This window comes from Actinomadura macra NBRC 14102 (assembly GCF_001552215.1).
GTDB classification, from domain to species: Bacteria; Actinomycetota; Actinomycetes; order Streptosporangiales; family Streptosporangiaceae; genus Spirillospora; species Spirillospora macra.
In genome coordinates this window covers 665,459-680,360 of the sequence record NZ_BCQT01000006.1, presented here as the reverse complement: position 1 = coordinate 680,360, position 14,902 = coordinate 665,459, and the positions used below count along the sequence as shown (strand labels likewise).

Sequence of the window (14,902 nt, the reverse complement as noted above, 5' to 3'; positions counted from 1 at the left end):
CCCTGACGATGTTGGCTCTCGCGGCTGCGCTGCGGCGGCCGCGTCACCAGCGCGAATGCGGAGCGTCGCGCGTGGACGGATCGGCCGGGTCCGACGTCCGTCGGCTGCCGTGGCGGCCGCCTGCCTGCCTCTCCCATTCAGGGGCCGCAGTGGATCCTTCGCCGGCGTGGGCGTCCGCGGGGCCGGCCCGCTCGGTAGCCGCTCGCCTGCTCTCCGCTTGCCGCACCTCCCGCACCCCGACCACCAGGAAGCGCCCGAGCGCCACCGCCGCCAGGAAGATGATGATGGCGCCGAGGCCCTGGAAGAACGACAGCTGTTCGGCGATCTGACGTGTCTGGCCACCCAGCGCCGACCCCAGGCTGCCGTCCCAGAGGGCGGCGATCGTGGTACCCACCACGAACCACAGACCTCCCAGAATGGCCAGCCAGGAACCGATCAAGGCGATGGGGCGGTTGGAACTGGCGAGCAGGATCAGCCCGCCCACACCCACGGCGATCGCCGGGAGGATGCACAGCACCAGGCGATCCGAGGTGTACACCCATGCGTCGCTCGAGCCGAACCCGAAGTCGAAGTAGGGACCGACGAACGGTATGAGCCCGCCCCACAGCGCCAACAGCACCAGCAACAGGCCGCTGATCAGGCCCCGGGTACGGGGGGCCTTCAACATCCCAGTCATAGGAAACACTTCCCAAATGGGTCGAAAGATCCTATTTGGTACCACCCTACCCAGGGTGCCACCGCCCAACTGAGCAAGCCTCGCAAAGACTGGGTCACGCCGCCGGTGGCCGCCAGGGCCGTCAATGTCGCCATGAGCGCATCCCTGTTCCACATCACCGCCACCAGAACGGGAAGATCACGAACTGGTCGGGCCGGTGGTGCGCACGAGTCGGGCCACCCTGGTCGACGCTGAAGCGTCTTCCTGGGTGGCCCCCCGGCGTTTCCGGGATTGCCCCGGACTCCGACGGTCAAAGGCCGGTATCGCGGTGGAGTCGGCCTCTTGGTCTGCGTACAGCGAAGTCCAGCACGGCTTCTTCAAGCTGCTGACCGAGTTCGCGAATTGCTCTCCGCTTGGTCGCCGTATGAACCTCACTGTAGATGCCCTTGAGCGTCGGGGTGTGGTGGTCCGTTCAGTGCAGGTCCGTGACGGCGACGAGGTGGTGTTGATGATCGGGGGACGGGGCGTCGGGGAGGGTGAGCCAGGCGGTGATCGTGGACTCTTTGACGCGGGCGGTGAGGCTGCGGTACGGGGGGTCGGCGAGTTGGGGATGGTGCTGGATGACGTCGTTGTACACCAGCCCGGAGATCACGAAGGCCAGGTCGGCGCCGGTCGAGGCGAGTGCCTCCCTGACGGGTTGGGCGTCGATGAGCCGGGCGGCGTGGATGACCGCCTGGCCGTAGGCGCCGTGGTCATCCCAGTAGACCGGGCCGACGTGGAAGGCGGCGCGCAGCTGGATGTGGGCGATGGGACTGGCGCACTTGTTGTAGCGCCGGATCTCGCGGTGCAGCCAGAGCGGCAGAGCCGCGATGGTGTCGGCGGGGATCGTCGGAGGGAAGATGGCCAGAACCCCGTCGCCGTAGTCCTGCCGGTAGTAGGCGGTCGGCGGGGCGCCGACGTGCCCGAAGGCGCAGTGCAGGATCTGGTAGAGACCCGAGCGGACGAACCGCTGGATGTCGTTGTCTCGGCTGGAGTTGCCGAAGGCCGCGATGTCGAAGAAGACGATCGGGTGGTACGCGCCGCAGGGCGTCAGCGACGGGGCCGCGGCTCCGTCCTGGATCGGTCCGGCCTGCGGTGTATCGGGTTGGGGCGTCGATGGGTGGTGGTGTGATGGTGCGCCGGGGTATGTCATGGGACTGACCTCTCGGATTGTGGTCTGCGGAGGTTGCCTTCTGGGCGGGTGGGCCGCGTTCCGATGTCCCCGAGGTGGCTGTTGGCCCAGCTACCGGGGGTCCGTGGGCCCTCCGCTCAGAGGGCGTCAAAGCATCGGAGGGTCCGGGCGCGGTGATGTGCCTGGCGTGACATCTCCTGTGATCACCTCACGATCGGGGGTGTGAGTGTGAGACCACTGCTCGGCGCGAGGGCCTTTGTGCAGTTGAGATCGACGCTAATTGATCGGTTTCCGGCTGGCGATTGTGTGGCAGCCCCGCCTGCGGGCGGTTCTTTCCGGTATTGGTGCCCTTTGTGTAGTGGTCGCCCTGGCGGGCCCGCATGTCCCCGGCCACTACCGGATCCAGCCCTGTTTGTGCTGGTCCCGGGCCTCCCTGTCCTTGACGAGAATTGCGCGTCCCTTCGTCCCGGCGGGTGGATGTCCCGTGATCTCCCTCCCGGATGTCGCCTGCCGGCAATTCCCCGCGGATCACGGGGGGCTTCGGGCAGAGGGCGTGGCGGAGTCCCGGCCGTCCGCGACGAGAGGTTCAGGAGGCGTCCTGGCTGTGATGAGGGGGGCGTGTGAGCCGGGAGCTCGGGGTTTGCGCTGAATGGTTGGGTGCCGGGGACCTGGGATATCCGGTTGGGAGAGCCTGTAGCCGTCCGGGAGAGCGCGGGATGGCCGGGGGTCCCCGTCACTGCTGGTGGTCGGTGCCGCTTTGGGCCACGCTCGTCCGGTGCTTGGGGGGTTATCCTGAGTGAGGAGACGGTTCCCGACGATTCCCTGGTCCGCCCAGGGCGCGGGCGGCCGGGAAGTGCCGGGAGGTCCTGGTGGCAGTAGCCGTGAAGCGGGAACCCAAACAGGCGACGGTGCATTTCGTCGCGATGCTGCGTGCCCTCGACCTGGTCGTCTACTCCTACGGTGTGTCACATGCGGAGGTCGAACGGCGGCTGTGCGACTGGCTGATCGCGGGCCGGGAGGCCCAGACGGCACTCCCGGAGAAGGAAGCCGAGTTACGGGAGCGACCGGGACAAGACCGGGAGCTGCAGGTCCAGGAGTTGCGGGCGCTCATCGTCCGCAAAGAGGCCGTGGAGTTCAGCCGGCTGGCGCGAGTGGACGCCAACCGACGGAAGGCCGGCGGACAGCGGATCGGGGAACTGGTCACCGGGCGGGCACCGGCCGGGGGAGCGATGCCCGCCAAACCGCGCGTCGAGGTCTGTGTGGACGTGTTCCTGGCGATCCTGGAAGAGAAAGACCCGAAGGGATACCGGCAGGGCGATTACGGAACGCGCCGCTCCTGGCAGGACTGGTGGTTACAGGCAGACCAGGGTCGCCTGCCGCAGACCGGCGGCCAGGCCCCCACAGTCTGGGGCTACTTCGACGCCGCTCTGGAGGAACTGACCCAGAGCGGGACCCTCCCCGCCGCCCCTGAGTCCCGGGATGGTGGCCCCGACGCCCCCGTGGACGTCCAGCCGCCGCCGGTGATCGACACCAGCACGCCGCCGCCCGCCCCAGCGACCCGTGGTGTCGGCGACGCGGACGAGCCCTTGCCCGTCCCCCCGCAGGACGTGGTGCACCCCCGCTCGCCGGCCGGTACCCGTGTTGATCAGATAGATCGTGCCGTTCAGCGGGGGCCTTCCCTGGGCGCGGCGAGGATCAGGGCTGTCCGGCAACGTCTGCGCGGGATCGCGTTGGCGGCCGTGGTGGGTGGAGTACTGCTGGCTGGAGGCGCCGCGGGCTGGATGCTCCGCGGCCCGTCGACGTACACGGTGCAGTTGGCCGTTCCCACGCAGCAGATCACCAAGGCCGATCGGTCCGCGGCCCAGCAGCGGGCGACGCTTGACTTCCGTTCGTTGCCCGCGCACCGGACCTGGACCCTGCACCTGGCGCTCAAGGTACTGCCCACCGAACAGATCTCGCCCTGCACCTTCGGTATGCAGATCACCGCGCAGGTCAAGGCCGACGGGCAGATCCTGCGCTCGTTCACCTCCCAGCCGAGTCAGACGACCCTCAACCAGGAGATCCCCCTGGGCAAGCACGGCAGCCGCAGCCTCCAGCTCATCGTCACCGACCTGCGCACCGACCCTGGATGCACCCTGCGCCTGGATCCCACCGGCTCCCAGGCCACCGCGACCGACTGACACCGCTTCACCGACCGCATCTCCCTCACTCCGAAGAAGCCCAGAGCATGCACCAGCATCGTCGTTGGCTGGCCGTGGTGATCGCCACGGCCTTCGGCTTAGCCGGCACGGCCGCCTGCGGGGACACCGCCCCGCCGCCGGCCCAGCACGGGCCCCTCTACCAGATGCGGAACGCGCTGAACATCGGCGTCAAGTTCGACCAGCCGGGAATCGGGGAGTGCAACCCCGCCGCGACCCGGTGCAACGGCCTGGACATCGACATCGCCCGCGAGGTCGCGGCCGCCCTGCACGACACCCCGGTCTTCCGGCCGGTGGTCTCCAGCAACCGCGAGGACATGCTCCTCAAAGGGGCGGTCCACCTGATCATCGCCAGCTACTCCATCAGCGATGAACGACTGAAGATCATCGATTTCGCCGGGCCGTACTTCATCGCCGGCCAGGACGTCCTGACCCGTAACGGTGACACCCGAATCACGGACGTCGACGACCTCAAGGACAAGGTCACCTGCGGAGCGGACGGCTCGAACTCGCCCCGCCGGCTCGCCAGCAGGTTCGGCGGCACCGAATCGACCGGCAACGCCTGGGGCCGTAAGCACCTCAAGCTGGTCGACGGGTTCGGCGATTGCCTGCCGCTGCTGCTGGACAAGACCGTCGACGCGGTCTCCACCGACGATTCCATTCTGGCCGGCTACGCCAACCAACCCCGCTACAAAGGCAAGGTCCGCCTGCTCGGCAAGCGCTTCACCACCGAGCGATACGGCATCGGCATGGCCAAGGGCAATCCCATCGACCGGGCCCTGATCACCCGGATTCTCACCCAGATGATCCAAGACGGCCGATGGGAAAGGATCGTGAACAAGAACCTGGGCGCAGCCGCCCCCCTGTTCCTCACGGCGGAGAACCGTCCCACCCCGGTCAAATAGCTCCGAGCATTCATGCGGCGCGCCGGAATCACCATCAAAGATCTGAGAACACCCCGGCCGCCGGCCCCTCGGTCAACTCTGGGGACGCAGGACGACCCGGCGGATGAGTTGCACATCGGTAAGCGGGCCGGTGGAGGCGGCGAACCCGAACTTGTAGGTATCCGGGACGGGTTCGGGAGCGCGGAATCGTAGTACTCGCTGGAATCCTCTTCCGTCCCGGAAATCGATGTCGACCGTCGCCATGGGATTCGGCTCGGGTGACACCGTGACCCGGATGACCCGTTTCACCGGTTCCAGCAGAGCCTCCGCCCGCGCCGGGGTGACGTTGGCGGGCATCTTCTTCAGGTCACCGTGAAGGTACCCGGGAAGCGTCGACGGCCAGGGGCCGGTAGAGGTCTTGTTGCTGGTCGTGGCGTCGAGCAGACAGTACCCCTCGACGCCGTTTCCGGGGCCGCGGGCGGTGACGATGTTGGGGCCGGGAGCGGGCGGGCGAAACCTCGTCCCAGCGGGGGAGCGCTTCTCGCAACCGTTCCCGCGCCGTTCCCCGTCGCCGAAGTAGTCGCCCAGCACGTCGAGCCCGATACCGAGGTATCCGCCGTTGACGCCGGGGACGAACTGGGCGGTGCTTCTGTCCTCCGGGAGTTTCTGGGCGTAGCCGAGGCTTCCGCCGAACGCGCCCGGTGTGGTGAGGCTCGCGGCGCCGTCGGTGAGGAAGAACGAGATCCCGTCGGCCGGCGCCCGCGTGGTGTTGCCGTACTGCCACTGCTCGAAGGTCACCTCCAGCCCGTCCTCGGCCGGGATCGGCGAGTCGAAGAGCGCGGCGCCGGTCTCCTCCATATGGGCGTCGGTGAGCTGGAGGTACCCACGTGGCGCCGCGTCGCCCGGTGGCACGGGGCCGGCCGGGTCCCGGCGGCATCTCCCGAGCGGATGATTGGTGGCCTCCGCCGCCGCCTGTCCCCGCGGTGCGCCCGTCAGGCAGGCGGCGCCGTACCCGATGAAGCGCGAGTCTGCGGTGACTCCGGTGAACGACTCGTTGACCAGTACCGATTCCGGAGCCTGGTGCGCCGCCGCCGCATGTCCGGTCGACGCGACGGCCGCGAACACCCCGATCGACGCGACGACGCGAGTCACCCCATATCTCATATCGCTGGCTCTTCCTCTGCAAGTTCGGAGCGATCCCCTTTATCGCACTCAGCTGATCATGTACCCCGTGGCACGGAGTCGAATACTGCCATTCTCGTGAGGATATGCGTGACCAGATATTGCAGAAATGCGTGTCATCTCATGTAATGGTCATTTCTTCACCTGTCGCCGACAGGGGTCGGCGGGTGGATCGGGAGAGGAGCGATCATCCGCCAGGCGTGCGGGAGCAGCGTCCAGGCGCGTCGGGTCAGCGTTTCCGACACCTCGCCGTCGCTGTTGACCCGGAACTCCTCGCCGCTGATCGTGACGCTGCGCGCGGTGGTGTGCAGGACGTCGTCGCGGTGCCGGTGGGTGCCGCCGCGCAGGTGCAGCGCATAGCCGGCGCGGGCGAGAGGGCCGGTGGCGGCCGAGAGCACCAGTTCCAGCACGCCGTCGCCGGGGTGCCCGTCGGCGGCGAGCTCGGCGGTCCCCCCGGCGATGCCGGAGGCGTTGCTCAACGCCACCATCAGGAACTTGCCCTCGTCGACGACGCGGCCGTCGGCCTCCACGCGCAGGTGCCACCCGGGATGGCGCAGCCCTGCCAGGATCGCGCCCACCGGGAACGCCATGGCTTTCAGCAGCGGCTTGAACCGCGTGGCGCTCTGTGCGGCGGCGGCGCCGATCCCGGCGTGGACGGCGTTGAGCGTCACGCCGCCGGCGTCGTCCACGAGCAGGTCGAGCCCGCGCTCACCGCCGTCGAGCAGCAACCGCGCGGCGCGTTCGGGGTCCAGCGGGATGCTCAAGTTGCGCGCCAGATCGTTGCCGGTGCCCATGGGCACGAGCCCGACCGTCCACCGGTCCAGCTCGCCGCGCCGATGCAGGACCGACACGAGCCGGTTGATGGACCCGTCGCCGCCCACCGCCACTGCGGTGGGGGGACGCTCGCCATCCTCGCGGCCGTGCGCGTCGAGGGCCCGTTCGAGGTCGTCAGGCGCCGAGCAGGGGCAGACCGTCACCTGCCGTCCGGCGTCCCGGAGCAGGCCGGCGATGTGCTCCAGCTTCCGGGCGTCGTGCGTACCGGCTTTGGCGTTGACGAAGACCAGCATCTGTCCGCGTGGTGACGGGGGCGGGACTGCTTGGCCTTCGCCAGGGCGGACGGGCGGCGTGGGAGGTGGGGGTGAGCTCACGGCGGCCTTGCTTCCCCCAATCACCCCGATCATGCCGCCGGCACATGATGGCCCTTCAAGGTGGTGACGACAACAACACCCGACCTGAGTACTTGACTTCCCATTCCCCTCGGTGTCGTCGAAAGACTGACTCGGGCCACATCATTGCAGGTAAAGAGGGGTAGAGGGATGAGTCTTGCCGTCGGCTGGCCAATGGACACCGGGTGGCCTGATCAGGTCAAGTGTTGACTTCATCAACACCGCTGGGGACACTGTCCACATTCGTCACGGTCACCCGTTTCAGGGAGGTCCCGGACATGCCGACTTCGCCGTCCATACCGGTCTCACCTGGAACGTTGTCCACCACCAGGCGGTGCGCCGTGTTATCCGGGATCGTCCGCGGTCCAGCCGGACCAGAACTCTTCTCGCAGCAGGCGACGTGGACCTGAACATGCCTCCGTCGCTCGGCGGAACGGTGCCACAGCACCCCCGACGCCGGCTCGCCGACGCCCGCCGCGCCGGCCCCACCCCCCGATGCTCTCTGCCGACCACGACAACGAGCGCCTGATCGCACCGGTGTCCGCACCCTCCCAAACTGCGGGCGGCGATGCCGGTTCCGCCGTGCGAATCGTCCGTGGGCCACCACCGTGCCTGTGTGCCCATCGATGACAGGCGCGGCGGGACATGGAGAACGCCCGACACGAGTCCCCAAGGAGAAACTCGTCATGACCCCTGAGATGGACCGTCGCCAGGTACTGCGCGGGGCCGCGGCCGTGACCGCCGGCACCGCGGCCACGGGAATGCTGTCGACCGCGACCGCGCACGCGGGGACCTCGCACACCAACGGCAACGCCGACCTCGTCATCAACAACGGACGTGTTCTCGTCCTCGACAAGCACTTCCGCAAGGCGGAGGCCGTCGCGATCCGTGACGGACGCGTCCTCGCCGTCGGCAGCGCCCGCGACATGAAGCGGTACACGGGCCGCCGGACGAAGGTCCTCGACGCGGGTGGTGGCACGGTGCTGCCGGGCATCAACGACTCGCACCTCCACCTCGCCTCGCAGGGGTTGAGCGTCGCGCCGTTCAACATCAACGTGGACACGGCGACGATCGAGCAACTGGTCGCCGCGGTGCGCTCGGCGGCGGAGGGCGCGCAGACGCCGGACTCGTGGATCCGCGGCCGGGGATGGCAGGAACTCCGGTTGCCGCGGCCGCCGGTCGCCGCCGACATCGACCCCGTCTCGGGGAACCATCCGGTGATCCTCAACGACTTCTCGGGGCACGCGACGTCCGTGAACTCGGTCGTGCTGCGGAAGGCCGGCATCACCCGCAACACCGTTCCGCCGCCGGGCGGCGTCATCGACAAGGACGCGAACGGTGAGCCCACCGGCGTCCTGCGCGAGACCGCGCAGAGCCTTGTGAGCGGCATCGTCCCGCCGTTCACCCGGGACGAGCGCGCGCGGGCCATCGACGCCGCCATCAAGGTCCTGCACTCTCTGGGCGTCACGAGCGCCACCGAACCGGGCATCAACCTGGACACGTTGGCGATCTACGCCGAGAAGGCGCGTGCCGGAGCGCTTCCGTTCCGTCTCACCGCGCTGCTGGGGAGCGGAACCGGGCCGCGGTCGCTGCGCGCCGTCCTGGACGCCTACCAGCCTCTCCGCGGGGTCGATCCCCAGACGCTCCGCGTCGCCGGTGTGAAGGTCTTCGCGGACGGCATCCCCCGGTTCAGGACCGCGTGGATGAACAAGCCGTACCTGAACGGGGCCAACGGCAGCCTCACCATCGAGGGCGCGTCACAGGCCGAGCAGGTCGCGAACCTACATGAAATGATCAATATCGCCGTCAAGGGCGGTTTCCAGGTCGGTACGCACGCGTGCGGCGACGCCACGACCGACGCGGTGGTCGCGGGTTATGTCAAGGCGGGCGGAGCGCACTGGCACCGGGCGGACCTGCGCCACTATGTGATCCACTGCAATTTCCCGTCGGCGCGGACGCTGCGGACGATGGCGCGCCACGACATCGGCGCGAACCTGAACGCGGAGATCCTCTACCTACAGGGGCGCGTCCTCGAATCGATCATCGGCCCCGCGCTGACGGAGTACCAGTGGCCGTACCGCAGCGCGCTCCAGGCGGGCGTCAAGGTGACGTCCGGATCGGACGCGCCGGTGGTGGCGCCCCATTGGCTGCGCGGTGTCATGACGGCCGTTCTCCGGGAAGGAGCGGACGGCAGCGTTGCCGGGAAGGCGGAGCGCATCGCACTACCGGAGGCGCTGGCCACCTACACCCGCACGGCGGCATGGCAGGACCACGCGGAACGCTGGAAGGGCACGCTCGAACCCGGGAAGGCGGCCGACATCTGCATCGTCGGCGGTGATGTGCTCGGCCGTGACCCGCACGGTCTTGAGAACCTCCAGGTGACCGCGACGGTGGTCGGAGGCCGGGTCGTCTACGAGCGGCCGAGCGGCGCCCGGACGGCGGCTGTTCCCGCGGCGTTCGTCCAAGGCGGCAAGGCAGGGCACAACTGCCAGGCCGGCGACAGGTGCTGCTGCCAGCTCGCCGAGGAGATTTCCGGATAGAGCACTTGCCGGGGGCCGGGGAGAGGAACCTCCCCGGCCTTTTCCGTCCGGCGCCGAAAGGCCGCCGCGTTTCAGTACACGCTGTGCCAAGCTTCACTGCGGCTGTTTATCAACATCACAATGGGGGGCGGGTTACAGTTGCGCCGTGGCCTCCTCCGGATATTCGGGTACCCCGCTCGCCAAGAAGATCGGCATCAAGCCCGGCGACCGAGTGCACCTCACCCACCGCCCGGAGCAGTGGACCATCCCCGGCCTTCCCGAGGACTGCACCGTGACCGACGGAGGCCCGGCGAACGCTGACGTCACCCTGGCCTTCTACCGGGAGCTCGACGAGCTGGCGTCCGAGGGGCCGCGGCTGGTCGCGGATCTGGCGGATCATGCCATGGTCTGGATCGCCTGGCCCCGCCGGGCGGCGGGGCACAACAGTGACATCACCGAGAACGCGCTGCGCGAGCTCTTCCTGCCGCTGGGCGTGGTCGATGTGAAGGTCGCCGCGCTGGCGGACGACTGGTCGGGGTTGAAGTTCGTCCGCCGCAAGGAGAACCGCGGCTCCCGGCCATAGCTCCCGGCCATACTCCCGGCCATAGGCGCCTCCCACCTGTGGCCCCTTCGGGCCGGCCGCTCAGTGCGGGCGGAATGTCCGGTAGCCCGGGTGGACTCCGGGAGTGAGGCCCTGCTGGTCGGCGATGCGGCCGAGCAGCGAGATCAGTTGCCGGTGCTCGGCCGGGGAGAGCGCCTGGCAGAACTGCTGTTCGTGTGCCGCTCCGGCGTCACCGACCTTGGCCAGCAGGGCGACGCCCTGGTCCGTCAGGTGCAGCGCGTGCAGGCGGCGGTCCCGGGGATTCCGGCGGCGCTCGATCAGTCCTCGTTCCTCCAGCCCGTCGGCGAAGGGGACGAAGCGACTGGGGGGCATGCCGAGGGCGTCGGCGAGTTCGCGCTGGCTGCGTCCCGGAGTCCCGGCCAGCAGGCGTAGCAGTCCGGCCTGCGGAGGCGTCAGGTCCAGCCCGGCGATCCGGTCGCCGAACAGGGCCGCCGCGTGCGCCCCGAGCTGGGCCACCAGGAACGCCGCGCCCGTCGGGGGACGGGGCGGGTCGACGTCGGGCTTCGTGCTCATGTGGACATCATACTCACTTGACAATCGTTCTAAAATGTAATCATTATCTGAAGTGTATCGATTGTCGAGGAGGAGACATGACCACCGTTGCTGCCGAGCAGCGCCCCACGACACCGGCCCGGCGCCCGCAGTCCGGGCCGCCGCTGCTGGTCCCCGTCGCTGCTTTCACCGTGCTGACCATTGCCTATGTCGTGGCCAACCGGTCCACACCGCACCCGGACGCGTCCGGCGCCGAGGTCCTGACCTATGTCCGGGGGCACGCCACGACCGTCAAGGCCGGCGCCTTCCTGCTGCTGTCCTCGGCGGTTCCGCTGGCGTTGACGGCGGCCGTCTTCTACCGGCGGCTGCGCGCTCTGGGCATCACCGCGCCCGGCTCGGCGATCACGCTGGTCGGCGGTGTTCTGGCCGCCATGGCGCTGTTCGTCAGTGCGATGCTCACCTGGACGGGCGGACGGCTGCCGCGCGACGCGAGCCCCGCGCTCGCCCGGGCCCTCGCCGACCTGTCGTTCATCTCCGGCGGGCCCACCTATGCCGTGAGCTTCGCCCTGCTCATCGCGGGGGTGGCGGTGACCGGTCTGCTCGCCGGTCTGCTGCCCAAGCCGCTGACCTGGACCGGGTTGGTCCTGGCCGCCGTCGGCATGGTCTCCACGCTGACCCTGCTGGTCCCCGGCCTCGCTTTCCTGCTCCCCATCGTCCGTTTCGGCGGCGGGGTGTGGCTGGTGTTCGCGGCGGCCCTGCTGCCCCGGACCCGCCACCGCGTCCGGTAGGCGGGATGGTCAGCCAGGGTGATCAACGGCCTTTGCGGATGTGGCGGGTCACCTGCTTGCCCTCGGGTGAGGTGAGGGGGCCGAAGCTTTCCGGCGGGACGGTTCCCAGGGCCAGGGCCAGGGTGCGGCCGTGCAGGTCCAGGGCGGCCTCGCTGAGGTCGGTCAGTTCCGCCATCGCCGTCCGGGCGCGGGTCCATCCCGTCAGGCCGACGGTGAGCGCGATCAGGAGGGCGGGCCACCACCAGACGCCCAGGGCGAGGTAGGGCAGCGCCCAGGCGGCGGTGACCACGGTGGCGGCGAACTGTCCGTTGGCCGCGACGAGCTCGGCGCGGACGGTGTCGGGCAGGACCAGCCATAGGCGGGACCAGCCGAACCGGAGGTCCAGCCCGTAGCGGTCAAGGGCGATTCGGTCCACGGCGGCTACGCGGTCGCCCATCCAGGTGGGGCGGGCGGGGGCGGCCAGGGACAGCCGGTTGATGCGCTCCGCGGCGGCGTCGATGGCGGACTGCTGCTCGGCCGTGCGGGTCGTCCTCGGGTAACGATCTTGCAGGTCCCTGCGCTCGGTCACCAGGCGGTCCCAGCGTCGTGCCCGGGCGGCGGTGCGGCGGCGTCGGGCCCAGCCGAGCCCCGGCGGCCACCGCCCCAGCCAGCAGGCGCGGACGGGGCCGGTGAGCGCCTGGACCACCAGGCCGACGCCGCAGGAGGCGAGGAGCAGCCCGACCAGGGCCAGCACGCGGGACGGGCCGGGCTTTCCGCCCAGGGCGGACCCGAGCTTCGTGGCCTTCGCGGCCAGGAGCCCGGTGTCGAGGGCGTGACCCCATCCGAGCTGGACACCGGCCCAGGCGCAGGCGACGAACAGCAGACCGGGGACGGCGAGGAGGCCGACCCACCGCTCGGCCAGCTTCTTCGCCAGCTCGCCGAAGAAGTTCCCCATGCCGTCAGTGCCCGGCCATCGGCAGGCCGGTGAGCAGGCAGTGCGGGACGGGGCCGGCGGGGACGGCCACGGCGATGCGGTCGCAGGCACCGTCCGGGCAGGCGAATTCCTCTTCGTCGGCTCGTCCCGGCCCGGCGCCGGGCAGGCCGGCGCCGAGCCCGCGCACGGCGCCCGTCTCACCGGTGCCCAACAGCTCACCGAGCAGTGCGAGGATCGGCCTGCGGGCGCGGGCCTCGGTCTCGATCCTGGCCAGCAGCAGCCGTTTCTCCCCGGGCTCTGTGGCGCACTGCTCCCGCAACGCGGGCAGTTCATCGCACAACGCGCTCAGCGCCACTCGTTCGGCGGGATTCCCGCGCACTTCCTCCACGGGACGGGAACGTTATCCCCAGACGGCGGGAGGCCGTCAAGTCCCGATTCTGCGAGCCGAGATAATCGCCTTGGCCGGGTGGCTAGGATTCTGCGGGTGAAGCCCGAGGACATTGCCCTGGAGGACGGGCTGTATCGGCCCGTCATGCAGTGGGAACTGAAGGATTCCGGCGCTATGGACGGTGCCGTGAACATCCAGGTCGGAACGCTTTCCGACGGGAGATGGTACGTCCGGCACATGGCCTTCGGCACCCGCTCGTTCGACGGCAGGCAGGCCGCCTGGGACGCGGCGCGCGGGCTGATGGGCCGGCACGAGGGCCGGTGGGAGCAGGCCGCCGTCGACGCGGCGCCGTTCCTGGCGGTGCGCCGTTCCGATGGCTCGCGCGTCCTCTACGACATCAACGACGAGGAGAGCCTGCACGGGTGCTGGGGCGATCAGAAGGATCGGCTCTGGGAGCTGTACCTCGCCGCGATCAGCGCGGGCACGACAGTGCGCAGAACCGAGACCCACACACTGTTCGGCGGATACATCGAGCTGGTCGCCTATGACGATCCGCTCGACGGGACCCGGCGCCATCTGGTCGCCACCGCCCTCGATCCGGGATCGGACTACCGCGCGGTCGATCATCTCGATCGGAGGGTGGCCGAGGCGGAATACGAGAAGTCCGTGTACGCCCATTGGGACGAGGAGTTCCCGTACAAGTCCTGCGACATCGTCGAGATACGGGTGGATCGCAAGTCCAAGCGGTCCGGCGATCTGGTCGTCCTTCCGGACGGGACCGCCCTCGACAAAGGTGACCTGGACGAATACAACCGCCTCTACGGGCTGCCACTGCGCATGAAATGGCCGAGGACGGCCGGGCTCGGCGCCGCGGCGGGGCCGGTGGGCGCGATGACGGCCGAGCCCAGGTCCTGGGGGCCGTCCGTGAGCGTCCAGGACGTGACCCCGGACGCCTGGACGGTCCCGGACGAGGAACTGCGCTCGAACGAGCTCTCCCTCGCCGCGCTGCCCGATGGACGCCGCCTGCTGGCCTCGGCGCATGACGACGGCGCCCACGTCTGGGGCGTCGGCGACGGTGAGAGCGTCCAGCGGGTGTCCGGGCACAGTGAATGGGTCCTGTCCGTCGCGCTGACCGTGCTCGGCGACGGCAGGGCCGTCCTGGCGACCGGCGGGAAGGACGGTCTCGCCCGGATCTGGTCGGCGCGGGAGGGAGAGGCGCTTCAGGAGATCGAAGCGCACGACGGGCCCGTCAACTCCGTCGCCTGGGCGTCCCCGCCGGGCGAGGTGCCGTGGCTGGTCACGGGCGGGGACGACGCGACGGTGCGCCTCTGGGACGCCGAGACGAAGCTGTCGATCGGCGGCTTCGAGGTCGGGGAGCCCCGTGTCCACCTGGTGTGGTCGGTGGCCACGGCCGTGCTGTCGGACGGTCACGTGTGCGTCGCCGCCGCGGTCGACGACTGGAGAACGGCCGCCGTCCACGTCTGGGACGCCACGACCAGGACGAAGCTGCACGAGTTCCGCATCGACACCGGCGGCGCGATCTCGCGGATGCCCGAGGTCGCCGTGACGACCTTGGCCGACCGCTCGTTCCGGGTCGCGGCCGTCGCCGGACGCACCCTGCACGTGTGGGACGGCCACACCGGGCGGGCCGTCCGGACCTTCCCGGTGTCGGAGGACGGCGACTCCGACGTCGCGCTCGCCGTGCTGCCCGACCTGCGCGCGGTCGTCGCCGCCACCAGCGGTCGGGAGACCCTGGCCTGGGACGTCGAGTCGGGCGCCGTGCTCGCCACGGTGGAGCACGCGACCGGCGGGTTGCCGCAGGCCGTGGACCTCGTGGCCCGGCCCGACGGCGGGCTTCTGCTCGCGGCCGGACGCAGCGGTGACAGCCCGGCGCGCGTCCTGCGATTGGACCCGGAGCGGTAGC

Annotated in this window: 13 protein-coding genes; 6 read left to right on the top strand and 7 right to left on the bottom strand. The window is 69.8% G+C overall.

Annotated elements, in window-relative coordinates; genetic code table 11:
* Positions 1-43: 43 nt before the first annotated feature.
* Both AMA02S_RS12250 and AMA02S_RS12245 read right to left on the bottom strand, forming a co-directional pair.
* Positions 44-667 (bottom strand): hypothetical protein, encoded by a 624-nt coding sequence (locus tag AMA02S_RS12250; RefSeq protein ID WP_067456266.1) that lies wholly within the window; start codon positions 665-667, stop codon positions 44-46.
* A gap of 460 nt (positions 668-1,127) precedes the next feature.
* Complete coding sequence (locus tag AMA02S_RS12245; protein WP_067456262.1) at positions 1,128-1,847, bottom strand: nucleotidyl cyclase domain-containing protein; 720 nt, start codon at positions 1,845-1,847, stop codon at positions 1,128-1,130.
* A gap of 848 nt (positions 1,848-2,695) precedes the next feature.
* Between AMA02S_RS12245 and AMA02S_RS12240 the strand changes: the two genes are divergently transcribed.
* A complete protein-coding gene (locus tag AMA02S_RS12240) occupies positions 2,696-4,006 on the top strand; it encodes a hypothetical protein (protein WP_157430527.1) in 1,311 nt (436 codons plus the stop codon).
* Positions 4,007-4,053: 47 nt separating this feature from the next.
* Positions 4,054-4,929 carry a transporter substrate-binding domain-containing protein gene (locus tag AMA02S_RS12235; RefSeq protein WP_067456256.1) on the top strand — a complete coding sequence of 292 codons (876 nt, stop codon included), beginning with the start codon at positions 4,054-4,056 and terminating at the stop codon, positions 4,927-4,929.
* 72 nt (positions 4,930-5,001) lie between these two features.
* On the opposite strand, the gene AMA02S_RS12230 is transcribed toward AMA02S_RS12235, so the two are convergent.
* Positions 5,002-6,060: an L-type lectin family protein gene (locus tag AMA02S_RS12230; RefSeq protein WP_067456254.1), complete on the bottom strand. Its 1,059-nt coding sequence runs from the start codon at positions 6,058-6,060 to the stop codon at positions 5,002-5,004.
* Positions 6,061-6,230: 170 nt separating this feature from the next.
* A complete protein-coding gene (locus tag AMA02S_RS12225) occupies positions 6,231-7,157 on the bottom strand; it encodes a diacylglycerol/lipid kinase family protein (protein WP_067456251.1) in 927 nt (308 codons plus the stop codon).
* Positions 7,158-7,942: 785 nt separating this feature from the next.
* On the opposite strand from AMA02S_RS12225, the gene AMA02S_RS12220 reads away from it, so the two are divergent.
* The gene (locus AMA02S_RS12220; RefSeq protein ID WP_067456248.1) at positions 7,943-9,796 is read left to right on the top strand and encodes an amidohydrolase; all 1,854 of its coding nucleotides are present in this window, start codon (positions 7,943-7,945) and stop codon (positions 9,794-9,796) included.
* A 145-nt stretch (positions 9,797-9,941) separates the two neighbouring features.
* A complete protein-coding gene (locus AMA02S_RS12215; RefSeq protein ID WP_067456245.1) occupies positions 9,942-10,358 on the top strand; it encodes a DUF3052 family protein in 417 nt (138 codons plus the stop codon).
* A gap of 60 nt (positions 10,359-10,418) precedes the next feature.
* Here AMA02S_RS12215 and AMA02S_RS12210 read toward each other — a convergent pair whose 3' ends face one another.
* Positions 10,419-10,910: a MarR family winged helix-turn-helix transcriptional regulator gene (locus tag AMA02S_RS12210; RefSeq protein ID WP_067456242.1), complete on the bottom strand. Its 492-nt coding sequence runs from the start codon at positions 10,908-10,910 to the stop codon at positions 10,419-10,421.
* A gap of 77 nt (positions 10,911-10,987) precedes the next feature.
* On the opposite strand from AMA02S_RS12210, the gene AMA02S_RS12205 reads away from it, so the two are divergent.
* On the top strand, positions 10,988-11,677 hold the full coding sequence (locus AMA02S_RS12205; protein ID WP_067456240.1) for a DUF4386 family protein: 690 nt from the start codon (positions 10,988-10,990) through the stop codon (positions 11,675-11,677).
* Between the two features lie 22 nt (positions 11,678-11,699).
* On the opposite strand, the gene AMA02S_RS12200 is transcribed toward AMA02S_RS12205, so the two are convergent.
* Positions 11,700-12,611, bottom strand: a complete 912-nt coding sequence (locus AMA02S_RS12200; RefSeq protein ID WP_067456236.1) for a hypothetical protein — start codon at positions 12,609-12,611, stop codon at positions 11,700-11,702.
* Between the two features lie 4 nt (positions 12,612-12,615).
* Positions 12,616-12,978: a hypothetical protein gene (locus tag AMA02S_RS12195; protein WP_067456233.1), complete on the bottom strand. Its 363-nt coding sequence runs from the start codon at positions 12,976-12,978 to the stop codon at positions 12,616-12,618.
* Positions 12,979-13,074: 96 nt separating this feature from the next.
* Between AMA02S_RS12195 and AMA02S_RS12190 the strand changes: the two genes are divergently transcribed.
* On the top strand, positions 13,075-14,901 hold the full coding sequence (locus AMA02S_RS12190; protein WP_218004916.1) for a WD40 repeat domain-containing protein: 1,827 nt from the start codon (positions 13,075-13,077) through the stop codon (positions 14,899-14,901).
* Position 14,902: the final 1 nt, after the last annotated feature.